We start from the raw sequence: 23,189 nt of genomic DNA, 5'->3' as shown, positions 1-23,189 counted from the left end.
GATTAAGTGCTTATTATTTTGTTTATCGAATAGATAAAAAAAACGCAACCTTAAAAGATTGCGTTTATTAGTTATATATAAGAGTTTATTTTAGCTATTTAACATCACTGGCATTACTAACATTGTTACATGTTCACCTTCATCAAGACCATCAATAGGTGTTAAAATTCCAGCTCTGTTAGGCATACTCATTTCAAGTTGTACATCTGTAGCATTTAAGTTGTTAAGCATTTCTGTTAAAAAACGAGAGTTAAAACCTATTTGCATATCGTCTCCTTGGTAATCACAAGTTAAACGTTCTTCTGCTTTGTTAGAGTAATCTATATCTTCGGCAGAAATATTTAATTCTGCTCCAGCAATTTTTAATTTTATTTGGTGTGTTGTTTTGTTAGAGAAAATACTAACACGTTTTACAGAACTTAAAAACTGTGTACGATCTATACTTAATTTATTAGGGTTTTCCTTAGGTATTACAGCTTCGTAGTTTGGATATTTTCCATCAATTAAACGACAAACTAATACGGTGTTTTCAAAAGTGAATTTAGCATTAGAATCGTTATATTCAATTGTAACGTTTTCATCACTTGTTGCCAAAATTCCTTTTAATAATGTTAAAGGCTTTTTAGGCATAATAAATTCTGCAACTTGAGAAGCAGAAACATCTTCGCGAGTATATTTTACTAGTTTATGAGCATCTGTTGCTACAAAAGTTAAATTATCTGTCGAGAATTGAAAGAAAACACCACTCATTACAGGTCTTAAATCGTCGTTACCAGCAGCAAAAATAGTTTTGCTAATAGCAGTTGCTAAAATGTCTCCAGCAATTGTAGTGCTTGAAGGATCTTCTAAGGCAACAGCTTTAGGAAACTCTGCACCATCTGCATAAGCTAATGCATATTTTCCATGGTTAGAACTAATTTCAATAGTATTGTTTTCTTCTACTGTAAATGTTAATGGCTGTTCTGGAAATGTTTTTAAAGTGTCTAATAATAATCGAGCAGGAATAGCAACACTTCCTTTACTATCGCTTTCTATATCTAAAGTTGAAGACATAGTGGTTTCTAAATCACTTGCAGAAACTGTAAGTGAGTTATTATCGATATCGAAAAGAAAATTATCTAAAATAGGTAAGGTGTTAGAGCTGTTAATTACTCCACCTAAAACTTGTAATTGCTTAAGTAAATACGTGCTTGAAACTATAAACTTCATATATAATCTGGTCGTTAAATTCTGAATATTAATTAATACAAATATAGAGTTTAAGCACCTAAAACTGAAACAAACTTATTAACAGTTTTTTCCCACGAAAACAAGATGATTTTATACTAAAAATATAATTATTTTTTAACGTATTTACGTTGTCTTAAAAAATTAAAAATGAACCCAAATAGCCCTAAAATCAATAAAGGTAAAACAATATTTAGTATTTGCCATTTTGTTTTTTCTTTGGCAATTTTTACTTGGTCTAAAAACGCAACTTTTACTTCTTTGCTGCGAATGTTTATAAGTCCGTCGTCATCTAAAAGATAGTTTACCGCATTAAGTAAGAATTCTTTATTACCATAAGTTTCTTTTGTCCATTTATCGAAACCTAAAGTTGTTGGTCTGCCTTTGTCTAAATCGTTTTTTATAACATCTCCATCTGCTATAATAATCATTTTAGTATCAGTACTTTTTGTTCTATCATTATCAAGTTTTATTGGTTTTACTCGATTGTTGTAAACTGAAGTAAATTCACCTTCTAATAGTACGGCTAAATTCTGTCTGTCTTTTGTAAACAATTCTGAAGGTGGCTCTTGCAAAGCAAAACCTAAACTAATTTCTTTAGGTGTGCCTTCTAAACGACTTGGTTTATCGCTTTTTAATAATATTGTTTTTTTAATATTGTTTTTAAGCGTGTCTATTTGGTTTGCAAAATCAAACTTTACAAAGTTTATATTATTCACTATTGGATGGTTTACATCGCTTAAAGCCAAAGGAGAATATGGCCATAAAAAATGCTGTAATTTTAAACTCTCGTCTTGTCCTGTTTCCAATGTAATTCTACCTATGTTTTGGCTCTTAACACTTGTTAATAATGGATTTATTCTGGCTCCATATTTAAAGAAAAAGTTAGTTAAATTTAAATCGCGTGGTACTGCTACGTTTTTACCTTCAGGATTAAATAAACTATCCTTTTCCATGTTAATTTGGTCTATAAGCCATAAACTTTTTCCGCCATTCATTGTATATTGGTCAAGCACATATTTTTCTTCTTCAGAAAAGGCTTCAGTTGGTTTTGCAGCAATTACTAAGTCGTAACTATTTAAAGTTTTTGATGTTTTTTGTGCATTTGCAGAGACACTATCTAAAGTAAATGGAGCAATATAGTAGTATTGGCCAAGTGTTTTTAAAAAGTCTGCAATGTATTTATCTTCTAGTTCTGCATTGCCTTTTAAAACAGCAATTTTTCTTCGTTTAGGGTGTATTAACTTACTTAAGCCATCGGCAAAGGCATATTCTAGATGCTGTACAGAATTTGTTACTAATTCTTGTTGATTGGCATTCACTTTATATTTTACCAAAGGAATGTCTACCGTTTGATTATTATAACTCGCCAAAGCCCATGGAATAATAACGCGTTGCGATTGTTTTCCATTTTCTTGAACACTTAATTGCATTGGTGTTAAACCACGCTCTGTAAGTTGGGCAATATTATTATCTCTAGTGGCTTCATCTTCAATAGGATTTATAAAACTAAATTTTATATTGCTATTGTAGGCAGAAAATTCTTCTAACAATTGTTTGGTTTCTGTTTGTAGTCTTCTAAATTCTGAAGGAAAATCGTCGCCTTCTAAAAACACATCAATTATAATAGGAGAATCTACATCTTTTACAACATTTAAAGAGGCTTTATTTAGCGTATAGCGTTTATCTGATGTTAAATCGAAGCGTTTATAAATTGAAGAACTTAAAATATTAAAAACAATTAAACCTAATGGAATGATAACAAGAGGTAGCCATTTTATTTTTTTAGAGGCTTCGGTATTTATACGTTTTATGGTTAAAAAAATAAAGAAGAAAGTTATGCTTAAAAAATAAAATATATCTCGTGTATCTAAAACACCTCGGCTCATACTTTTAAAGTGAGACGCCATACCAATTTGTTCTATAAAACTGCCTAAAATATCTGCTAAACCTTCAAATCCAACATAAAATAAAAAACATAAAAACACAGCAATAATAAATGCTACAATTTGGTTGTCGCTTAATGTTGAAGAAAAAACACCTATTGCAGTATAAGCTGCTACTAAAAATAATAATCCAAAATAAGAACCTAAAGTGCTACCAACATCTAAATTTCCTACAGGTTTTCCTAATTGGTTTACTGTATAAACATAAAGTAGAGTTGGAATTAGTGCTAAAATTATTAATAAAAAAGCTCCAAGGTATTTGCCAAGTACAATTTGCGAATGCGAAATAGGTTTTGTTAATAACAGTTCTAAAGTGCCTTGTTTCTTTTCGTCGCTAAAGCTACGCATGGTAACAGCAGGAATAAGGAAAATAAGAATCCAAGGCGCTAATAAAAAGAAAGACGATAAATCTGCAAAACCGTAATCTAGAATATTAAATTCGCCTTTAAATAACCATAAAAATAGACCGTTTAGTAGTAGAAAAATTGCAATTACCAAATAACCAATTGGTGATGCAAAAAATGAGTTGATTTCTTTTTTTAAGATTGCGAACATTTAAAATGTTTATTATTATTATCTAAATTATACTTTTATTCTCTATTGCAGATTGTTTATTGTAAGCTAACAACTTTATCCACACTCCAAGCCTCAGGCTTAGCATTAAACATTGGTTTTGTTTCTGCCCAAACATCTTTAAATAAATTGGAGTGTCTATAATTATTTAAATCGTTTTCAGTATTCCAATAAGAGTACGTAAAAAAGATATTTGTATTGTGCTTATCACGATATAATTCTAAATATTGACAACCATTAAAACCTCTTATTTTTAGTTTAACTTTTTCAAAATTAGCGAGAAAAGTCTCGATATTTTCTTCTGCAAAACTCATTTTTACAATTCTTACTAACATTATTTATTTTATAAAATTAATTGAAACGGTATCACGTAATTTTAATCCCATTAAGCTACTTGCTCCACCAATATTTCCGGTGTTTCCTTTATAAATAGCAATTTCTAAGTAATTAGAAGAATTAAAAACAACCAGTCCTCGACCTTCATCTGTTCTTAATTCTTCAGGTGTATCAAAATTTACAATATCACTATATTTAGTATGTATATTTTTAAATTTATGGTTTCTTGCAGAGACTTCAAAAGGTCGTCCTAATTGTATTTTTTCAAAAAAAGATTTCTTTATATTAGTAACTACATTGCCATAATTATCTATATAAATAATACTACCTATAATTTGTGTTTTCTCATCATTTACATATGGTTGTAAATTTCTAATTGGTTTAATTTCTGTAATATTTTTACCAATAACTCCAAGCGTACCACCACGAGCAATGTGGCAAGCAACTTTTACAAAAACGTCTAAAACAGGAAAACTAGTTTCAATTTTATCGTGAATGTTTATTTCTACAATTTGTTTTGGCGAAATTTCAGCACAAATCATACTCATAATACCATTATTAGCACAAACAAAATAATGCCCGTCTAATTCCATTGCAATATGTTTGTTTTCTTGATTTATTTCTGCATCAATACCAATAATATGTATAGTGCCATCTGGAAAACTACTATATGCGTTTTGAATAATATAAGCAGCCTCAGGAATATTAAAAGGAGAAATAGAATGAGAGATATCAACAATTCTAACATTTGGCATTTCGCTATAAATAGCGCCTTTTATCGCACCAGCAAAGTGATCTTTCTCACCAAAGTCTGTTGTTAACGTGATAATTGCCATTTAGTAATTGTTGATATTTATTTTAATATTAGCGAATAAAAGTTCTATAACTTTCTTAAGTTTATAACACAGAACAAAACTAAGAAATTAGAATATAAAAACTTAATTAAAACGGTGCGCTTTTGAACGAAATAATAATTCAACTTGAAGAAATTACTCCAAAAGAATTTTTTGGAGCAGGAAATGAAAATATTAAGCTTTTAAAAAAGCACTTTCCAAAATTAAAAATTGTTGCTCGCGGCAATGAAATTAAAGCTTATGGCGAAGAAGAACTCCTAGATGAGTTTGACAGAAGGCTAACCATGTTACTAAAACACTTTGCTAAGTACAATAAATTAGATGAAAACGTAATAGAGCGTGTGCTAACCAGTAATAGTAGTGACGATTATGCTACTTCCGAAAAAAGCGGCGAAACTATTGTACATGGTGTTAATGGTAAAATAATAAAAGCTCAAACGGCAAATCAGCGAAAAATGGTTGAGCTGGTACGTAAAAACGATATGGTTTTTGCTATTGGTCCAGCTGGAACAGGAAAAACATATACCGGAGTGGCATTGGCTGTAAGAGCATTAAAAAATAAGGAGGTTAAACGTATAATTTTAACGCGTCCAGCAGTAGAAGCAGGTGAGAATTTAGGGTTTCTTCCAGGAGATTTAAAAGAAAAATTAGATCCTTATATGCAACCATTGTATGATGCACTTCGCGACATGATAGCACCAGAAAAGCTATCGCAGTATATAGAAAACGGAACCATACAAATTGCACCATTAGCATTTATGCGTGGTAGAACATTAGATAATGCATTTGTAATTTTAGATGAAGGTCAAAATACAACACATGCACAAATGAAAATGTTTTTAACACGTATGGGAAAAAATGCAAAATTTTTATTAACAGGTGATCCAGGTCAAATAGATTTGCCACGTCGTACTGTTTCTGGACTTAAAGAAGCGCTTTTAGTACTTAAAGATATTGAAGGTATAGGTATGATTTTCTTAGACGATAAAGATGTTATTAGGCATAAGTTAGTTAAGAAAGTTATTGCTGCTTATAGAAATATTGAAAATATTGAAGCATAATTTTAAAGTGTATTTATACCTTTGTTTTGCCTAATACTTATTAAGTATTTTAATAAAAAATAATAAATCAACTCATCAATAAATAAAACTAATGAGTAATACAATAATAGACACTAATTTTAACTTTCCAAATCAAAAAAGTCTTTATAAAGGAAAAGTAAGAGCAGTTTACAATATAAACGATCAAGAATTAGTAATGGTTGCAACAGATAGATTATCTGCTTTCGATGTAGTGATGCCAAAAGGTATTCCATACAAAGGACAAATATTAAACCAGATTGCAACAAGTATGATGAAAGCAACAGAAAATTTGGTACCAAATTGGCTAACAGCAACACCAGATCCAAATGTAGCTGTAGGTCATTTATGTGAGCCTTTTAAAGTAGAAATGGTTATTCGTGGTTACATGTCTGGCCATGCAGCTAGAGAATATAAAGCAGGAAAGCGTATACTTTGTGGAGTTGCTATGCCAGAAGGAATGCAGGAAAACGATAAATTTCCAGAACCAATTATTACACCTGCAACAAAAGCAGAAATGGGAGATCATGATGAGGATATCTCAAGAGAAGATATTTTAGCAAAAGGAATTGTTACAGAAGAAGATTACATAGTTTTAGAAGATTATACAAGAAAACTTTTTAAAAGAGGAACAGAAATTGCAGCTTCTCGAGGTTTAATTTTAGTAGATACTAAATATGAATTTGGAAAAACTAAAGAAGGAAAAATTGTATTAATCGATGAAATTCACACACCAGATTCATCACGATATTTCTACGCAGATGGTTATCAAGAACGTCAAGATAAAGGTGAAGCACAGAAACAACTCTCTAAAGAATTTGTACGCCAATGGCTAATTGCTAATAATTTTCAAGGTTTAGAAGGACAAACCGTTCCTGTAATGAGTGATGAATATATTGAAACTGTCTCAGAAAGATATATAGAATTATATGAAAAAATTATGGGTGAAAAATTTGTAAAAGCAGATGTAAGTAATATTCAAGAACGTATAGAGAAGAATGTTATGGCTTATTTATCTAAATAATAAATCATCAAATTTTTATAAAAAAGCCTGTCTATTTTTTTTAAAGCAGACAGGTCTTTTTATTTACAATAGTTTACACATTAAAAATTTAAGCATTGCAGACAATAAATAAAATTATAGCAGATTTTGCCTCATTCGTTTGGGGACTACCATTATTAATATTATTAATAGGAGGAGGTTTGTATTTGCTAATTCTATCTCGTTTTCTACCATTTCGTTACTTAGGTCATGCCATACAAGTACTTCGTGGTAAATATGACAATCCAGAAGACAAAGGCGAAATAAGCCATTTTCAAGCCTTAACAACAGCATTATCTTCTACTATTGGTATGGGAAACATTGCAGGTGTTGCTGTCGCAATTTCCATTGGTGGACCGGGAGCTGTTTTTTGGATGTGGATTAGTGCAATTATTGGCATGTCTACAAAGTTTTTCACGTCTAGTTTAGCGATTATGTATAGAGGAGAAGACAGTGAAGGTAATACACAAGGTGGACCAATGTATTTTATTACAGAAGGTTTGGGAAAACATTGGAAACCTTTGGCTGTATTTTTTAGTCTTTGTGGCTTAATTGGTGCGTTACCTGTTTTTAACGTAAATCAACTTACACAAGCAATTAATGATATTGTATTAAAGCCAAATGGAGTTGCCGTAAATTTTACGTCAAATTTAATTATTGGTATTTGTTTAGTTACAATTACATCTATTGTAATTTTAGGAGGCTTAAATAGGATTAGTAAGGTTGCATCTAAACTAGTACCAAGTATGGTATTACTCTATTTTGTATTAATTTTAGTAATTTTATTTGTGAATGTAGATGTGGTACCAACATATTTTAAACTCATTTTTACAGATGCTTTTGCAGCACAAAATTATAAAGGTGATGCCTTTTTAGGCGGACTTTTAGGTGGATTAATTATTCTGGGAATTCGTCGTGGTGCATTTTCTAACGAAGCAGGAATAGGTACTGCGCCTTTAGCACATGGCGCAGCAAAAACAAACGAACCAATTCGTGAAGGTTTAGTTGCTATGTTAGGTCCGGCAATAGATACTTTAATTGTTTGTACACTTACAGCTTTAGCTATTTTAGTAACAGGTGTTTGGCAAACTACAGAAGCAAATGGAGTAAGTTTAACAGCTAATGCTTTTGGTGCTGCAATGCCAACATTTGGTAGGTATTTATTATTACTTTGTATTGTTGTTTTTAGTGTGTCGTCTTTATTTTCTTATGCCTATTATGGCGGTAAGTGTTTGTCGTTTCTTGTAGGAGAAAAGAACAAACATTATTATAATTACTTCTATATTTTAAGTATTATTTTAGGAGCAACAACTTCTTTAGCATTAATGATTAATTTAATAGATGGTGTATTTGCGCTAATGGCAATACCAACAATGACAGCAACTTTAATTTTAGCTCCAAAAGTTTTAAAAGAGGCAAAAGCATATTTTAAAAGAACTAAAAACGCTTAAGCTTTATTGTTTATAGAGGCTTTAAATTGTTGCGGTGTCATTAACTCCATTTTTTTAAACTGTCTATTAAAATAACTTGTGTTATTAAATCCGGATTTAAATGCAATTTCAGACATTCTAAAGTTTTTAGATTCCTTAATCAGTTTTTTTGAAAACTTTATTTTTTCCGAATTAATATAATCAATAGGAGATATACCTAATGTGTTCTTAAATTGTTTATGAAAATGAGAAGTACTCATATATGCTTTCTTAGCTAAAAGATCTACACTAATATTTTTATTGGTTAAATTTTCTTTTATAAACTTAATAACAGTTCCAATTCTAGTATCATTAAATACTTGATGCGGATCATTTATAATTAGGGATTTTGCTTTAGTTTGTAGCAGTCTAACAATTAATTCTTGTATCATTAAATCTAATAATACATCTTTAGATTTATTGTTATTAGTAAAAGTATAAGTTAATCTTTCAATTAAATGATTAACATCTATATTATTTATTAAATGTGAAGCAGTTTCATCCAAATCCCAAGTGTTATTTTCATTTTCAATAGCTACTTGTTGATTAAATTTTTCAACAACTTCATCAATTTTAAAGGCATCAATACCTAAAGCTAAACATTGTGTTGGTTGTTCTTTGGTCGCAATAGGAAAATCAATAACCATTTCTTTTTTTGTAGGCATAACTACAGATTCTCCAGGAAAAAAATCGAAAGCTTCAAATCCATCAATATGCATTACTTTTTTTCCTGTAAGCATGCTAGCTATAATAGGAAAATCAAAAGTTAACGAAACTTTTTCTGCAAAAGCATGAGTTTCATAAATGTTAAGCTCTGCGTATTCAGCACTATACGTCGTTCTGTTCTCTACTAAAGTAGTAATTTTTCTTTTGCTTTTATGTTTATTTAATAAAGACTTCATACTCAATATTACAAAATTTTAATCCATAAATAAAGAAATAATAGATATGTTCAATAATATAATAAATATGTTCAAGAATATTAGGATATGATAAAATAACTTTATCAAAAATAAAGATAATATATTTTTTAAGTGTAAATATTATCTAATTAGCAATTTAATACAAATTTATATGAGTTATTCAAAACCAAAATTTAAAGAAAAATACGGCAATTTTATTAATGGGAAATTTGTAGATCCATTAGGAGGTCAATATTTTGAAAACACGTCTCCTGTAGATAATAGTTTAATAGCAAAATATCCAAGATCACAAAAAGAAGATGTAGAGTTGGCTTTAGATGCTGCTAATGCAGCAAAAGAAAGTTGGGGAAATACATCTGCAACAGAACGTGCAACTTTACTAAATAAAGTAGCAGATATTATTGAAGCTAATCTTGAAGAATTTGCTCTTGTAGAAACCTGTGATAATGGTAAGCCAATTCGTGAAACTTTAAATGCCGATATTCCTTTAGCAATAGACCATTGGCGTTATTTTGCAGCTTGTATTCGATCGGAAGAAGGTAGTGCGACAGAGCTAGACCAGCATACACTTTCTATGAATATTAAAGAACCATTAGGTGTAGTTGGGCAAATAATACCGTGGAATTTTCCTTTGTTAATGTTGTCGTGGAAACTGCCTCCAGCTTTAGTAACAGGAAATTGCGTTGTGCTAAAACCAGCAGAACAAACACCATCATCAGCAACTTTATTAATGGAAAAAATTGCAGAAGTTTTTCCTCCAGGAGTTGTAAATATAGTTCATGGTTTTGGGCCTGAAGCCGGAAAACCTTTAGCGTCAAGTTCTCGTGTTGATAAAGTAGCTTTTACTGGAGAAACTACAACAGGACAATTAATTATGCAATATGCATCTAAAAACTTAAATCCTGTTACTATGGAACTTGGTGGTAAATCACCAAACGTGTTTTTTAACTCGGTAATGGATCATGATGATGAATATTTAGATAAAGCCATAGAAGGCGCTGTTTTATTTGCTTTTAATCAAGGAGAAGTTTGTACATGTCCATCTAGAATTTTAGTGCAAGAAGACATTTACGATGCTTTTATGGAACGTGTTATAGAAAGAACAAATGCTATTGTACAGTCAAATCCGTATGATGAAAATTGTATGGTTGGAGCACAAGCATCTAACGATCAATATGAAAAAATCCAATCTTATTTTAAAATAGGTAAAGACGAAGGTGCCAAGGTGCTTACAGGAGGAGAAGCTAATAAACTTGAAGGTAATTTGGCAAACGGTTTTTACATTAAGCCAACATTATTAGAAGGCCATAATAAAATGAGAGTTTTTCAAGAAGAAATTTTTGGTCCAGTAGCTTGTGTTACAAAGTTTAAAGATGAAGCAGAAGCTATAGAAATTGCAAACGATACACTGTACGGATTAGGAGCTGGAGTTTGGACACGTGATGCTCACCAACTTTACCAAATACCAAGAGCTATAAAAGCAGGTCGTGTTTGGGTAAATTGTTATCATGCTTATCCTGCTCACGCACCATTTGGTGGTTATAAAAAATCTGGATTTGGTAGAGAAAACCATGTGATGATGCTTAATTACTATCGTCAAACTAAAAACATGCTAATCTCTTACAATAAAAATAAATTAGGCTTCTTTTAGAAGTTTTTAATTAATAGCATTAAAGGCTGAGTTTAAAATAATTCAGCCTTTTTTTAATACATTTAAGTTATGGAAAGAATAGCAATTACAGATAAAGCATCAAAGATTTTAGAACAATTAAAACAAAAACATGGCGAGTTAATATTTCATCAAAGTGGTGGTTGTTGTGATGGTTCTGCACCAATGCTTTTTGAAAAAGACGACATGTACCTAGACGAAAGCGATGTGCTTTTAGGGACTATAAATGGTGTGAATTTTTATATGAATCAAGACCAGTTTGAGTATTGGAAACATACACATTTAACGGTAGATATTACAGAAGGTAGAGGAGCAAGTTTCTCATTAGAAATTCCGTTAGGCTTACGTTTTTTAATTCATTCTAGATTATTAACTAAAGAAGAAGAAGCGTTTTTAAATACCAATAAGAAATCTTAAATTGCTGTAGCAAATATTAATATAATGAGTAATTACCACATAAAACATTTAGAAGAATATTATCAAGTTTATAGAAAATCGGTTAGAGAACCAGAACATTTCTGGGAAGAAATAGCCGAAGAACATTTTCTATGGCGAAAGAAATGGGATAAAGTATTAGAATGGGACTTTACTAAACCAAAAATTAAATGGTTTGAAGGTGCAAAACTAAACATTACAGAAAACTGTATAGACAGGCATTTAGCAACAAGAGGAGATAAAACAGCAATACTTTTTGAGCCTAATAACCCAGAAGAAGGAGCAGAGCATATTACATATAGACAATTATATCATCGTGTAAATAAATTTGCAAATGTATTAAAGGAACAAGGAGTTAATAAAGGTGATCGCGTTTGTATTTATGTACCAATGATTCCAGAATTAGCAATTTCCATTTTAGCTTGTGCAAGAATAGGCGCAATACACTCCGTAGTATTTGCAGGATTTTCTGCAACAGCATTAGCAACCAGAATAAATGATAGTGATTGTAAAATGGTAATTACTAGTGACGGTTCTTATCGTGGCGCAAAAACTATAGATTTAAAAGGTATTGTAGACGAAGCTTTAGAAAGTTGCGACAATGTAGAAACTGTTTTGGTTGCTAAGCGAATTAATTCTAATATAAATATGAAAGAAGGTCGCGATAAATGGTTGCAACCTTTATTAGACAAAGCTTCAGATCAATTAAAGGCTGAAGTTATGAATGCCGAAGATCCATTATTTATATTATATACATCAGGTTCTACAGGTAAACCAAAAGGTATGGTACATACAACCGCTGGTTATATGGTTTATACGGCATACACGTTTAAAAATGCTTTTCAATATAGAGAAGGCGATGTGTATTGGTGTACAGCAGATATTGGTTGGATTACAGGACACAGTTATATTGTTTATGGACCATTAGCAAATGGAGCAACAACTGTAATGTTTGAAGGTGTTCCAAGTTATCCAGATTTTGGACGTTTTTGGGATATAGTAGAAAAACATAAAATTACACAATTTTATACTGCGCCAACAGCAATTCGTGCTTTAGCAAAACAAGGAGTAGAATTGGTAGAAAAATACAATTTATCGTCGCTTAAGGTTTTAGGAAGTGTGGGCGAACCAATTAATGAAGAAGCATGGCATTGGTATAATGATAATATAGGAAAAGGACAAAGCCCAATTATAGATTCGTGGTGGCAAACCGAAACAGGAGGTATAATGATAACACCAATTCCTTATGTTACACCTACAAAACCAACCTATGCAACTTTACCATTTATAGGTATTCAACCATGTTTAATGGATGAAAATGGAGAAGAATTAAAAGGTAATCAAGTAGAGGGTCGTTTATGTATAAAATATCCATGGCCAAGTATAGCACGTACTATTTGGGGAAACCACCAGCGTTATAAAGAAACCTATTTCTCTGCCTTTAATAATAAATATTTTACTGGAGATGGCGCATTACGAGACGAGGTTGGTTATTATAGAATTACCGGTAGAGTAGACGATGTTATTATTGTTTCTGGACATAATTTAGGTACAGCTCCAATTGAAGATGCAATTAACGAGCATCCAGCTGTTTCAGAAAGTGCAATTGTAGGATTCCCACATGATGTAAAAGGAAGTGCTTTATACGGTTACATTACTTTAAAAGATGTTGGAGAAAGTAGAAGCCATGATAATTTACGAATAGAAATAAATCAGCTTATTTCAGATAGAGTTGGTCCTATAGCTAAATTAAATAAAATTCAATTTACTAATGGATTACCAAAAACAAGAAGCGGTAAAATTATGCGTCGTATTTTACGTAAAATAGCCGAAAAAGATACCAGTAATTTAGGAGATATTAGTACACTTTTAAATCCAGAATGCGTACAAGAGATTATAGATAATGCTTTATAATGTAACTTTTTTAAATTTATGCGTCTTATAAGCATATTAACCAACCTTCAATAATAATTTCTCATGAAAAAAATCGTTCTTTTTATAAGCTTAATTACGTTAAGTGTTGCAACTTATGCTCAACAAGATAAAATTTCTAATGAAGTAAAAGAATACATTCAATCTAGAATAAATAACCAAATTAATGTTGGTATTGTGGTTGGATTTATTGATGGTGATGATGTAGAGTATTATAGCTTTGGAAAAACCGCTTTAAAAAACGGAACAACTATTAATGAGAACACTGTTTTCGAAATAGGTTCAATTTCAAAAACATTTACAACAACACTTTTAGCTTTAAAAGTAAATAGTGGAGAAATGAATTTAGAAGATCCTATCTCAAAATATTTACCAAAAGATGTTAAAACACCAACACGTAACGGAAAAGAAATTACTTTAAAAAATTTAGCAACGCATACCTCTGGGTTACCAAAACTACCAAGTAATTTAATGCAAACAGACCCTAATAATCCTTATGTAGATTATACTTATAAAGATTTATATAGTTTTCTATCTAATCATGAATTAACAGTAGATATTGGTTCTGTTACAGACTATTCTAATGTTGGTATGGGATTGCTAGGACATATTTTAGAGTTACAAAGTGGAAAAACATACGAAGAATTAGTAATTGAGCATATTGCAAATCCATTAAAAATGAACGATACAAGATTAGTTTTTACAAAAGCTATGAAAAATCGATTAGCTAAAGGTCATACAGGTCTTGTTGAAACTTCAAATTGGGATATTATTACACTTGGAGGAGCAGGAGGAATTCGTTCTTCGGTTAGCGATATGGTAAAATATATTCAAGCTAATATTAATAGTGATAATGTAGATTCTAAGTTGCATAATGCAATGTCGTTAGCACATCAATCTGCATACAAAAATCCAGAACAAAAAGTAGAAATGGCTTTAGGATGGTTTATAGAAGGTGGCAAGTTTTTAATACATAATGGAGCTACAGGAGGCTATAGCGCAATGGCAGCCTTAGACAAAGAAGCTAAAAAAGGAGTTGTAGTATTAACAAATAGCAATGAGAATGTAGATGCTATTGCTATAAAATTAATGATGCCAAGTTATCCGCTAAAAGCTATAAAGCCTTCCATTGCACAATTTTTAGATAAAGAAATTACAAATAAAGGTATTACAAAGGCTATAGCAAGTTATAAAAATGAAAAGAATACTAATGAAGCGGCTTATAATTTTGATGTTGAGCAATTAAATACACTTGGTTATAAATATTTACAAAACAACAAACCAGAAATTGCATTAGAGCTTTTTAAACTTAATGTTGAAGTTTTTCCAAAAGAATCAAATCCATACGATTCTTTAGGAGAAGCTTATTTAAAAATGGAAAATCAAGACTTAGCTATTAAAAATTATAAAAAGTCATTAGAACTTAATCCAGGAAATGATAATGCTAAAAAAGTATTACAAGAATTAGGTGTAACATTAAAAGAAGTAAGTGTTTCAAAAGAAATGCTAGAAAGTTATGTAGGTAATTACCAGTTAGCTCCAACTTTTAGTATTAAAATTACAACTAAAGACGGTAGATTATTTGCTCAGGCAACAGGACAACCACAATTTGAGTTATTTCCATCAGACTATAATAAGTTTTACCTAAAAGTGGTAGAAGCTAAGGTAGAATTTAATGCAAATAATAAAGGTAAGATAGATAGTTTAACTCTGTTTCAAAATGGACAAACTATACCTGGTAAACGTGTGGAATAAATGTAGCCTTATAACATATATTTAAACAAGTATTAAAAAACTAGAGCCATTACTTATAATGGCTTTTTTTATATTTGTTTAGTAATTAAATTACTATAATGAAAATCCAACCACTATTAACCTACATTAATAAAATAGTTACATTAACAGAAGACGAAGAGTTATATTTTGCTTCAAAATTAGTGTATCGTAAATATTTAAAAGGTCAATATATTTTACAACAAGGCGATATTTGCAATACTAGTTGTTTTATTATTTCTGGTTGTGTTAAAATGTTTTATGTGGACGATTTAGGTCAAGAGCACATAATCATGTTTGGTGTTGAAAATTGGTGGGCTTCAGATTTGGGAAGTTTTATTTCTCATGCACCTTCAGATTTTAATGTGCAATGTATTGAAAATACAGAATTAATTCAGATATCACGTAGTAATATTGAAAAAGCCTATTCTAAAATACCAAAGTTAGAACGTTTATTTCGAATAATAATCGAAAAGGCCTATGTTGCTTCACAAAAAAGAATTGTTAGAAACTTTAGCATGTCTGCAAAGCAAAGATATTTAGTTTTTAAACAAAGTTATCCTGAAATAGAACAGCGCATTCCGCAATATATGGTGGCATCTTATCTTGGTATAACTAAGGAGTTTTTAAGTAAAATTAAAAGCCAAATAGCTAACCAACATTAAATGTTAATCTAGTTTAATATTATTTAATAAACTAGGTCATTTTTTCTATCCAACTGTTGTAAGACCTTTGTTGTATTAATATTAATACATATAAAAATGAACAAAATTTTAGTAGCAATTATAACATTTGCAACATTTACAACAACAATTATGGCACAAAACAAAACTATTAACACTGCAGACAGTAAAGTAGTGTGGAAAGGTTACAAAGTAACAGGGTCTCATGAAGGTACAATAACATTACAATCTGGAAATTTAAATTTTAAAGATGAGGTTTTAACTGGTGGAGAGTTTGTTATGGATATGACAACTATTAATACCACAGATTTAGAAGGAGATTATAAAGGCCAATTAGATGGACATTTAAAATCTGACGATTTCTTTGGTGTAAACAATTTTAAAACAGCAAAATTAGTTTTTACAAACGTTAAATTAACAGGAAAGAACTCTTACGTAGTAACAGGAGATTTAACAATTAAAGATAAAACAAATCCTGTAACAGTAAACATTTCTGTTTATGGGAGTAAAGCAACTGCAACATTAAAAATAGACAGAACAAAGTTTGGTGTAAAATATGGTTCGGCAAACTTTTTTGATGGTTTAAAAGATAAAGCTATTTATGATGAATTTGATTTGGTAGCAGATTTACAATTCTAATTTTATTTATTAAATTTTAAAAGCGTCTTAGGTATAAAGACGCTTTTTTTATGCAAGAAAATTAAAAGTTTAGATAAAAAAATAACGTTATTTGTATGTAATAATTTAGAATGATAAATATTAGAGAATACATAGAAAAAACGGTAGCAATTTCAGATGAAGACTGGCAACTGTTTTCGTCAAAATTAAAGAATAGAGTTTTTAAAAAGAAAAGTACAATTCTAGATGTTGGCGAAACAGAAAATTATATATCTTTTATTGAGAGTGGTATTGCTAGGTTTTTAATACCAAAAGAAGATAAAGATAAAGACATAACCTTTGGCTTTTGCTTTAAAAACGAATTTGTAAGTGCTTACGATTCTTTTTTAACAAGAAAACCTTCATTATACAAATTACAAGCACTGTCTGATATTTCCATGTGGAGTATTTCTTATAACGACTTGCAAGAGGTTTACACCAAAAGTTTTGCAGGAAATGTTATTGGTCGTTTATCCTCAGAGCGGTTATTTCTTATCAAATCTAAAAGAGAACAATCTCTCTTAAATGAAACAGCCGAAGAGCGTTATCTCAATTTATTTACAGAGCGTCCTAACCTTATAAAAGAAGTTCCTTTAAAATATATAGCTTCCTACATTGGTGTTACTGCACAAGCATTAAGTAGAATTAGAAAACGTATTTCTTAACTTAGGTTCATTTTAATTGGTAGTAAGTATATAGACCTTTGCAAAATTAAAGCAAGGACTATGGCAATTTTAATATTTATAATAATACTGTGGTATACAGGTTTATTTTTTCAAACTTTTTTTCTACACCGTTATGCAGCTCATCAAACTTTTACAATGTCTAAAGTTACAGAGCGCGTTTGCTTTGTATTAACTTGGGTTTTTCAAGGCAGTAACTATTTAAGTGCTTATGGTTATGGTGTAATGCATAGAATGCATCATGCTTATGCAGATACAGAAAACGATCCGCACTCACCAAAATACGATCCTAATCTATTTTCTATGATGTGGCGTACAAAAAACATCTATCAAGATATAAATCAAAAACGTATTACTGTAGCAGATAAATTTACTAAAAATGTACCACAATGGAAGCGTTTTGATAATTTTGCAAGCTCTAGAGTATCTCGTTTAACTTGGGCGGCTCTATACGTTGTTTTCTTTGCACTATTTGCAACAGCATGGTGGCAATGGTTATTATTGCCAGTAGCATTTTTTATGGCGCCAATACACGGTGTAATAATAAATTGGTTTGCACATATTTATGGTTATACAAATTTTAAAGTAAAAGATACATCTAAAAATTTATTACCATTCGATTTTTTAATGATGGGAGAAAGTTATCATAACAACCACCATACACATAGTGGTCGTGCTAATTTTGGAGTAAAATGGCATGAAATAGATTTTACATACTGTATAATGGTAGTTTTAGATAAGCTTAAAATTATTAAGCTAAAAAAAACAACTATTTAAACAAACTCACACAATACAACTTTACTTGTATTTCGGTTAAAACAGAAGCATGGTTTATTAACGCTTCAATTTCTATATCTTTTAATGGCGTAAGATTAGTGCTTACATTTCTTGCAATCTCTAATTGTTCTTTAGTATTAGCATTTGCTACTATAGATTGATAATTAATACTCTTTTTTACTTTATTACTTATGTTTAACCAATCTTTATTAGAGATATCGGTCTCTGTAATGTTATGATGCTTTAAAACTTGTGGTAAAATAATACCTTCTTTTACACCATCTAAAAATTTAGGAATAGAATCTTCTATATTCCAGCCTAAGGATTGATAGGCAATCTCACGTTTAGCTGTAGTATAATTTTCGTATAAATATTGTACCATTTGTAAGTTTTTAATCCTATTCATAAACACATCGCTAGTTCTAATAAGTAATGTTAATGTGTTTTTATAAGTATTTTTAAATGGCATAGTATTTCCTGCATCGCTAATAATTACAATTTGACTACCATAAGCACTCTTGGTTTGTGTAAGTTTATGTGCGCCTTGATTATCGTAAACACCACCGTCAACCAATCTTGGTTTTACACGAGTATAATCGTCTGGATTACTAAAAAATTCTTTATCAATTTTTACAGGAGTAAAAACAAATGGTACAGAAGTAGAGGCAGCAACAGCTCTGGCAATAGGAAATTTTTTGGCTTTAAAAACAATAGGCTCACTTTTATCTTCGTCGTCTGGATAAGAGTATACCGAGTCTCCCATACTTGCATTAGAAAATGTAAATAAACGTCCAGTTTCTAAGTTAGTAGCATTAATGCCAAATCTAATTTTGGGTGATAATGCAGAAAGTGTTTTATTATTAAAGAATATTCGATTATACATACGCTCGTTAAGTTTGCTAAAAGGAAATATTTTAAACTGAAACGAAAGTAAAAGCACTATTAAAAGTAGTAATAAACCAAAACCAAACCATGAATGATTGCTGTAAATTAGATATATTATAACAGCAATGGAGCACATTAAACCTAAAAAAGAGAATAAAAAGCGCCACGATGTTAAAATGCCTTTTATAACGCTACGTTTTACACCTTTTCTTATAACATTTTCGAAAGTTTCAAAATCATGCTCGTACAAACCATAAGTAGCTCCGGTAATAGAGCCACCAGAATTGGTAGAAATAATATCAACCTTATCAAGAATGTTTAATTCTTTAAGTTTTTTAAGCGTGCCTAGGTGGTAAATAGTCGCGCGATAGCCTCCGCCAGAAAGACTTAATCCTATTTTTTGATTGTTTTTCATAAGAGCTTTCTGTGTTTACAGAAACGTTGTAATTAATTAAATCCTAAAATAATCAAAAAATTGATAGCCATTTTAACAAAATATTGATTTTTTTAAAGTCAAAATCATTTTTTAAAGTGCTAAATATCTTGTAGTTAAAGGCTTATATTTAATATTATTAACATTAAAACAAAAATATTATGAACGAAGATCAATTTAAAGGTAAGTGGAAACAAATAAAAGGTGAATTTAAAAAGAAGTATGGAAAAATCACCGATGATGAGTACACTGAAGCAGAAGGGAACATGGATAAACTTGCAGGAAAAATGCAAGAACGCTATGGTAAAACTAAAGAAGATTTAAAAAAGGAAATTGATAACTGGTAGAAACTAGTTTTTAATTTCAAAAGCGTCTCTAATTTTAAAATTTATGGACGCTTTTTTTATTTAAATATTCTAAAAATTTTTAAATTTTAAGCTAAGAGCTGCAAGATAACATAGAGCAACCTACTTTATATCTAGCCCAATCTGGTCGTTTTACAAACCATTTTTGGTTTTCTGGTTGCTCATCATAAGGTTTTTTGAGTAAATTAAATAAATCATCTATAAGTTTATACTCACCTTTATTAGCATCGTCTATTGCTAATTGTGCCATATAATTACGTAATACGTATTTTGGGTTTGTTTGGTTCATTTTAAGCTGTCGTTCTTTAGCAGAAATAGTTTCTTTATTTAAACGTATAGCATAATTATTAAACCACGTATTCCATTCTGTTTTTACAGTATCGTTTACATCACTTAGTATATAAAAAGCATCTTTAATAACTTTCAATCCATCTTGAGAATGCTTAGTAGAGAAATGACTAAGATTTCTAAAAAAAATAGTCATATCTGTTTCGGTTAACTGTAGGTTTTTCTCTAAGTTAATAATAAGCTCTTCATCTTTATCATCTTCTGTATACAAACCAAGTTTAGTTCGCATCATTGCAATGTATTGAGCTTTAGCTTTTTGGGGATAAGAATTTAAAATTGACTCTAGACCATCGGCCTCTTCAATTAAAGGATATAAAGCGTTTGCGAGTTGAAATAAGTTCCAATGTCCAATATCTAATTGTGCACCAAAGCGATAGCGCTTAAATTGACTATCGGTTGTGTTTGGCGTCCAATCGTTATCGTAACCTTCTAACCAGCCGTAAGGACCATAATCTATTGTTAAACCAAGAATAGAAAGGTTATCTGTATTCATAACACCATGTACAAAACCTACACGTTGCCAATGTATAATCATTTTTAAAGTACTATTTAATACACTCTCAAAAAACTGTAAATAAGTATTTTTTGATGGTGCGCCTAAATGCGAAAAATGATGTTTTATAGTATAATCTACTAGTGTTTTTAAAGTTGTAGTATCCTCTTGTGCTGCCAATATTTGATAATTACCAAAACGTAAAAAACTTGGTGCAACACGGCATACAATAGCACCTTTTTCTAAAGCGGCATTACCATTATAAAGCATATCTCTTAACACTTGATCTCCAGATAATGCTAAAGATAAAGCTCTTGTAGTTGGCACTCCTAAATGATGCATGGCTTCGCTACATAAATACTCGCGAATAGAGGAGCGTAAAACAGCTAAACCGTCTGCTGTTCTAGAATATGGTGTTTCGCCAGCACCTTTTAACTGTATGGCCCAAAGTTTATTATTGTGTTCAACTTCGGCTAAATTAATGGCACGACCGTCTCCTAATTGTCCTGCCCAGTTTCCAAATTGGTGTCCACCATAACACATAGCATAAGGCTTTGTATTTGGCAACACACTATTGCCTGTAAATACGTTTAAAAAAGTGTTACTTTCTGCATCTTTTTGGGTTAAACCTAATTCCATTAACATTTCTGGAGAGACATGAAGTAATTCAGGTTTTTTTGTGTGTTTAGGAGTAACAAAAGAATAACAGGCATTTTTAACCTGGCGTCTTGTATTTTCAACAATAGGATCTGCTGGTAACTCTTTATTAAAAGTGTCTTTTATATGAAGTTGCATTATGGTACTTTCTATTTAATATACAAAATTTTTTATAATAGCTTTTACTAATTATATACTTTAAAAATATTAAGCATTAAGTTTTATAAACTCACGTTTAGAGAGGCGTTTCATATAAATAAATATAGCAAGAGATAACATTCCAAAAACAGTAAATCCAAGAAATAATGGTAGTGCTGTATTGGTAACAAAACTTCCAATAAAATTAGCTATTGGTACAGCCATTATTGTAGAAACAAAACCAGTTATTGCAGCACCAATACCAGCTATATGTCCAATTGGCTCCATAGTTATTGCTCTAATATTTCCAAAAATAAAACCAATAGTAAAAAACTGTATAGCCATAAAAACAAGTAAAACTTCTAACGAAGGATTATTAGTATTCCAAAATAATAAAACATAAATTAAAGCATTAAAACTAAATACGCATATGGCAATAAAAGATAATCGCCACATCCCTAATTTCATAACCAAATTACCATTTAAAAAAGTGGCTAAGCCAACACCTGTGGCTAAACCAGCAAATATGTATGGGAATTCGTCTATTAGCCCATATTGATTTTCAAAAATTACTTGAGAAGCACTTAAGTATACTATAAATGCGCCAGAAATAAAACCAGAAACAATAGTAAAACCTATAGATATTTTATGCTTTAAAAGTTCTTTTAAACCATTTATAAATACAAGTTTATTAAATTTTATTTTATGCTCCGGTTTTAAGGTTTCTGGTTGTTTTTTCCAAAACCAAAAACCAACTAAAATGGCAATTACTAATTGCACATAAAAAATTCCAGACCAATTATAATGATTTAAAATAAATTTGCCCATAAGTGGTGCTACAACAGGAACAAGAATAAATATAGTTGTAATAAAAGACATTATTTTTGCCATAAAATCGCCTTTATATGTATCTCTAATTATTGTAATAGCAATTGTTCTTGGTGCAGCTAAACCAATACCTTGTAAAACTCTACCAATTATCATAAGTTCCATGGATGGAGATACAACACAAATTAAACTAGCGATAACAAAAATTGAAAAACCAATGTAAACAATAGGCTTTCTTCCAAAACTATCAGATAGTGGTCCAAAAACTAGTTGCCCAAAACCTAGTCCTAAAAATATCATGGTAATTAATTGTTTACCATCATTTGCATCTACACTATTAATGTCTGAAGTAATTGTAGAAATTGCAGGCAATATAGCATCAATAGCTAAGGCAACTATAGCCATTAAAGAAGCCATTAAAGCAACAAAACTTAGTTTTACAGGTTGGTTTTCTTTCATCGTGCAAAAGTACGCCAAATATTAACTATTTTTACTCGGAAAAAAGTTAATACTAATATAAATTATAAATGCTTACAGATACCTTAATTAAACTTTATAAAAGAGAATTAAATAAATTAAAAAATGAAATAAATCTTTATAAAAATGAAACTAATTTATGGTTAACAACAGAAATGACTCCCAATTGTGCCGGTAATTTATGTTTGCATATTGTAGGAAATCTTAATCATTTTATTGGAGCAGAATTAGGAAACACTGGCTATGTGAGACAGCGTGAATTAGAATTCTCATTAAAAAACGTTTCGAAAATAGATTTAATGCTTCAAATTGAAAACGTTAAACAAGTAATAGAAGCTACTTTAGAAAAATTGACTACTGAAGATTTAAATAAAGAATATAAACGTCGTACTCATGAAGATACAATGACTGTTGAATTCTTTTTAATCCATTTAGCAATGCATTTAAGTTATCATTTAGGGCAAATTAATTATCACAGGAGCTTGCTAGATTTATAAAGAAAAATAC

21 protein-coding genes are annotated in these 23,189 nt (G+C 30.4%); 13 read left to right on the top strand and 8 right to left on the bottom strand.

Annotated features, from left to right (window positions below):
• Positions 1-90 precede the first annotated feature (90 nt).
• The 4 genes from dnaN to CLV86_RS02125 all read right to left on the bottom strand — a co-directional run bounded on the left by dnaN (position 91) and on the right by CLV86_RS02125 (position 4,918).
• Positions 91-1,209 (bottom strand): DNA polymerase III subunit beta, encoded by a 1,119-nt coding sequence (dnaN, locus tag CLV86_RS02140; protein WP_076733046.1) that lies wholly within the window; start codon positions 1,207-1,209, stop codon positions 91-93.
• Between the two features lie 128 nt (positions 1,210-1,337).
• The gene (gene gldG / locus CLV86_RS02135) at positions 1,338-3,728 is read right to left on the bottom strand and encodes a gliding motility-associated ABC transporter substrate-binding protein GldG (protein ID WP_121049101.1); all 2,391 of its coding nucleotides are present in this window, start codon (positions 3,726-3,728) and stop codon (positions 1,338-1,340) included.
• Positions 3,729-3,784: 56 nt separating this feature from the next.
• Positions 3,785-4,081, bottom strand: coding sequence for a putative quinol monooxygenase (locus tag CLV86_RS02130; protein WP_076733048.1), 297 nt, complete (start codon positions 4,079-4,081; stop codon positions 3,785-3,787).
• A 3-nt stretch (positions 4,082-4,084) separates the two neighbouring features.
• Positions 4,085-4,918 (bottom strand): SAM hydrolase/SAM-dependent halogenase family protein, encoded by an 834-nt coding sequence (locus CLV86_RS02125; RefSeq protein ID WP_121049098.1) that lies wholly within the window; start codon positions 4,916-4,918, stop codon positions 4,085-4,087.
• A 122-nt stretch (positions 4,919-5,040) separates the two neighbouring features.
• Between CLV86_RS02125 and CLV86_RS02120 the strand changes: the two genes are divergently transcribed.
• The 3 genes from CLV86_RS02120 (at position 5,041) to CLV86_RS02110 (ending at position 8,508) form a co-directional block, all read left to right on the top strand.
• Positions 5,041-5,997 carry a PhoH family protein gene (locus CLV86_RS02120; protein ID WP_076733050.1) on the top strand — a complete coding sequence of 319 codons (957 nt, stop codon included), beginning with the start codon at positions 5,041-5,043 and terminating at the stop codon, positions 5,995-5,997.
• 91 nt (positions 5,998-6,088) lie between these two features.
• Positions 6,089-7,039: a phosphoribosylaminoimidazolesuccinocarboxamide synthase gene (locus CLV86_RS02115; RefSeq protein WP_121049095.1), complete on the top strand. Its 951-nt coding sequence runs from the start codon at positions 6,089-6,091 to the stop codon at positions 7,037-7,039.
• Positions 7,040-7,134: 95 nt separating this feature from the next.
• The gene (locus tag CLV86_RS02110) at positions 7,135-8,508 is read left to right on the top strand and encodes an alanine/glycine:cation symporter family protein (RefSeq protein WP_121049092.1); all 1,374 of its coding nucleotides are present in this window, start codon (positions 7,135-7,137) and stop codon (positions 8,506-8,508) included.
• Here the strand turns inward: CLV86_RS02110 and CLV86_RS02105 are convergent.
• Positions 8,505-9,428, bottom strand: a complete 924-nt coding sequence (locus CLV86_RS02105; protein WP_076733053.1) for an AraC family transcriptional regulator — start codon at positions 9,426-9,428, stop codon at positions 8,505-8,507. The genes CLV86_RS02110 and CLV86_RS02105 overlap by 4 nt on opposite strands.
• A 172-nt stretch (positions 9,429-9,600) precedes the next feature.
• Here CLV86_RS02105 and CLV86_RS02100 point away from each other — a divergent pair, with 172 nt between their 5' ends.
• The 8 genes from CLV86_RS02100 (at position 9,601) to CLV86_RS02065 (ending at position 18,058) form a co-directional block, all read left to right on the top strand.
• Positions 9,601-11,100 carry an aldehyde dehydrogenase family protein gene (locus tag CLV86_RS02100; protein ID WP_121049089.1) on the top strand — a complete coding sequence of 500 codons (1,500 nt, stop codon included), beginning with the start codon at positions 9,601-9,603 and terminating at the stop codon, positions 11,098-11,100.
• A gap of 69 nt (positions 11,101-11,169) precedes the next feature.
• Positions 11,170-11,535 (top strand): DUF779 domain-containing protein, encoded by a 366-nt coding sequence (locus CLV86_RS02095; RefSeq protein WP_121049086.1) that lies wholly within the window; start codon positions 11,170-11,172, stop codon positions 11,533-11,535.
• A 24-nt stretch (positions 11,536-11,559) separates the two neighbouring features.
• On the top strand, positions 11,560-13,467 hold the full coding sequence (gene acs / locus CLV86_RS02090) for an acetate--CoA ligase (RefSeq protein WP_121049083.1): 1,908 nt from the start codon (positions 11,560-11,562) through the stop codon (positions 13,465-13,467).
• 63 nt (positions 13,468-13,530) lie between these two features.
• Entirely contained in the window at positions 13,531-15,240 is a 1,710-nt protein-coding gene (locus CLV86_RS02085; protein ID WP_121049080.1) for a serine hydrolase, read from the top strand.
• A 98-nt stretch (positions 15,241-15,338) separates the two neighbouring features.
• A complete protein-coding gene (locus CLV86_RS02080) occupies positions 15,339-15,923 on the top strand; it encodes a Crp/Fnr family transcriptional regulator (RefSeq protein WP_121049077.1) in 585 nt (194 codons plus the stop codon).
• Between the two features lie 96 nt (positions 15,924-16,019).
• Entirely contained in the window at positions 16,020-16,580 is a 561-nt protein-coding gene (locus tag CLV86_RS02075; RefSeq protein ID WP_076733059.1) for a YceI family protein, read from the top strand.
• A 110-nt stretch (positions 16,581-16,690) separates the two neighbouring features.
• Complete coding sequence (locus CLV86_RS02070) at positions 16,691-17,263, top strand: Crp/Fnr family transcriptional regulator (RefSeq protein ID WP_076733060.1); 573 nt, start codon at positions 16,691-16,693, stop codon at positions 17,261-17,263.
• A 60-nt stretch (positions 17,264-17,323) separates the two neighbouring features.
• Complete coding sequence (locus CLV86_RS02065) at positions 17,324-18,058, top strand: acyl-CoA desaturase (protein ID WP_121049074.1); 735 nt, start codon at positions 17,324-17,326, stop codon at positions 18,056-18,058.
• Here CLV86_RS02065 and CLV86_RS02060 read toward each other — a convergent pair.
• A complete protein-coding gene (locus tag CLV86_RS02060; protein ID WP_121049071.1) occupies positions 18,051-19,358 on the bottom strand; it encodes a patatin-like phospholipase family protein in 1,308 nt (435 codons plus the stop codon). The genes CLV86_RS02065 and CLV86_RS02060 overlap by 8 nt on opposite strands.
• Before the next feature lie 179 nt (positions 19,359-19,537).
• On the opposite strand from CLV86_RS02060, the gene CLV86_RS02055 reads away from it, so the two are divergent.
• Positions 19,538-19,723, top strand: coding sequence for a CsbD family protein (locus CLV86_RS02055; protein ID WP_076733063.1), 186 nt, complete (start codon positions 19,538-19,540; stop codon positions 19,721-19,723).
• Positions 19,724-19,814: 91 nt separating this feature from the next.
• On the opposite strand, the gene CLV86_RS02050 is transcribed toward CLV86_RS02055, so the two are convergent.
• Together CLV86_RS02050 and CLV86_RS02045 are read right to left on the bottom strand one after the other, a co-directional pair.
• Positions 19,815-21,377 carry a protein adenylyltransferase SelO gene (locus tag CLV86_RS02050; RefSeq protein WP_121049068.1) on the bottom strand — a complete coding sequence of 521 codons (1,563 nt, stop codon included), beginning with the start codon at positions 21,375-21,377 and terminating at the stop codon, positions 19,815-19,817.
• Between the two features lie 69 nt (positions 21,378-21,446).
• Positions 21,447-22,664 (bottom strand): multidrug effflux MFS transporter, encoded by a 1,218-nt coding sequence (locus tag CLV86_RS02045; RefSeq protein ID WP_121049065.1) that lies wholly within the window; start codon positions 22,662-22,664, stop codon positions 21,447-21,449.
• Between the two features lie 68 nt (positions 22,665-22,732).
• Here CLV86_RS02045 and CLV86_RS02040 point away from each other — a divergent pair, with 68 nt between their 5' ends.
• On the top strand, positions 22,733-23,179 hold the full coding sequence (locus CLV86_RS02040) for a DinB family protein (RefSeq protein WP_121049062.1): 447 nt from the start codon (positions 22,733-22,735) through the stop codon (positions 23,177-23,179).
• Positions 23,180-23,189 lie beyond the last annotated feature (10 nt).

The sequence above is a fragment of the Lacinutrix venerupis genome (assembly GCF_003663945.1).
Lineage (GTDB): Bacteria > Bacteroidota > Bacteroidia > Flavobacteriales > Flavobacteriaceae > Lacinutrix > Lacinutrix venerupis.
This window is presented reverse-complemented; position numbering and strand designations above follow the sequence as displayed.

What these genes read in the sequence shown, in the direction of transcription:
- dnaN (WP_076733046.1), bottom strand. Translation starts at nt 1,209, where the DNA reads ATGAAGTTTATAGTTTCAAGCACGTATTTACTTAAGCAATTACAAGTT.
- gldG (WP_121049101.1), bottom strand. Translation starts at nt 3,728, where the DNA reads ATGTTCGCAATCTTAAAAAAAGAAATCAACTCATTTTTTGCATCACCA.
- CLV86_RS02130 (WP_076733048.1), bottom strand. Translation starts at nt 4,081, where the DNA reads ATGTTAGTAAGAATTGTAAAAATGAGTTTTGCAGAAGAAAATATCGAG.
- CLV86_RS02125 (WP_121049098.1), bottom strand. Translation starts at nt 4,918, where the DNA reads ATGGCAATTATCACGTTAACAACAGACTTTGGTGAGAAAGATCACTTT.
- CLV86_RS02115 (WP_121049095.1), top strand. Translation starts at nt 6,089, where the DNA reads ATGAGTAATACAATAATAGACACTAATTTTAACTTTCCAAATCAAAAA.
- CLV86_RS02105 (WP_076733053.1), bottom strand. Translation starts at nt 9,428, where the DNA reads ATGAAGTCTTTATTAAATAAACATAAAAGCAAAAGAAAAATTACTACT.
- CLV86_RS02100 (WP_121049089.1), top strand. Translation starts at nt 9,601, where the DNA reads ATGAGTTATTCAAAACCAAAATTTAAAGAAAAATACGGCAATTTTATT.
- CLV86_RS02095 (WP_121049086.1), top strand. Translation starts at nt 11,170, where the DNA reads ATGGAAAGAATAGCAATTACAGATAAAGCATCAAAGATTTTAGAACAA.
- acs (WP_121049083.1), top strand. Translation starts at nt 11,560, where the DNA reads ATGAGTAATTACCACATAAAACATTTAGAAGAATATTATCAAGTTTAT.
- CLV86_RS02085 (WP_121049080.1), top strand. Translation starts at nt 13,531, where the DNA reads ATGAAAAAAATCGTTCTTTTTATAAGCTTAATTACGTTAAGTGTTGCA.
- CLV86_RS02080 (WP_121049077.1), top strand. Translation starts at nt 15,339, where the DNA reads ATGAAAATCCAACCACTATTAACCTACATTAATAAAATAGTTACATTA.
- CLV86_RS02075 (WP_076733059.1), top strand. Translation starts at nt 16,020, where the DNA reads ATGAACAAAATTTTAGTAGCAATTATAACATTTGCAACATTTACAACA.
- CLV86_RS02070 (WP_076733060.1), top strand. Translation starts at nt 16,691, where the DNA reads ATGATAAATATTAGAGAATACATAGAAAAAACGGTAGCAATTTCAGAT.
- CLV86_RS02065 (WP_121049074.1), top strand. Translation starts at nt 17,324, where the DNA reads ATGGCAATTTTAATATTTATAATAATACTGTGGTATACAGGTTTATTT.
- CLV86_RS02060 (WP_121049071.1), bottom strand. Translation starts at nt 19,358, where the DNA reads ATGAAAAACAATCAAAAAATAGGATTAAGTCTTTCTGGCGGAGGCTAT.
- CLV86_RS02055 (WP_076733063.1), top strand. Translation starts at nt 19,538, where the DNA reads ATGAACGAAGATCAATTTAAAGGTAAGTGGAAACAAATAAAAGGTGAA.
- CLV86_RS02050 (WP_121049068.1), bottom strand. Translation starts at nt 21,377, where the DNA reads ATGCAACTTCATATAAAAGACACTTTTAATAAAGAGTTACCAGCAGAT.
- CLV86_RS02045 (WP_121049065.1), bottom strand. Translation starts at nt 22,664, where the DNA reads ATGAAAGAAAACCAACCTGTAAAACTAAGTTTTGTTGCTTTAATGGCT.
- CLV86_RS02040 (WP_121049062.1), top strand. Translation starts at nt 22,733, where the DNA reads ATGCTTACAGATACCTTAATTAAACTTTATAAAAGAGAATTAAATAAA.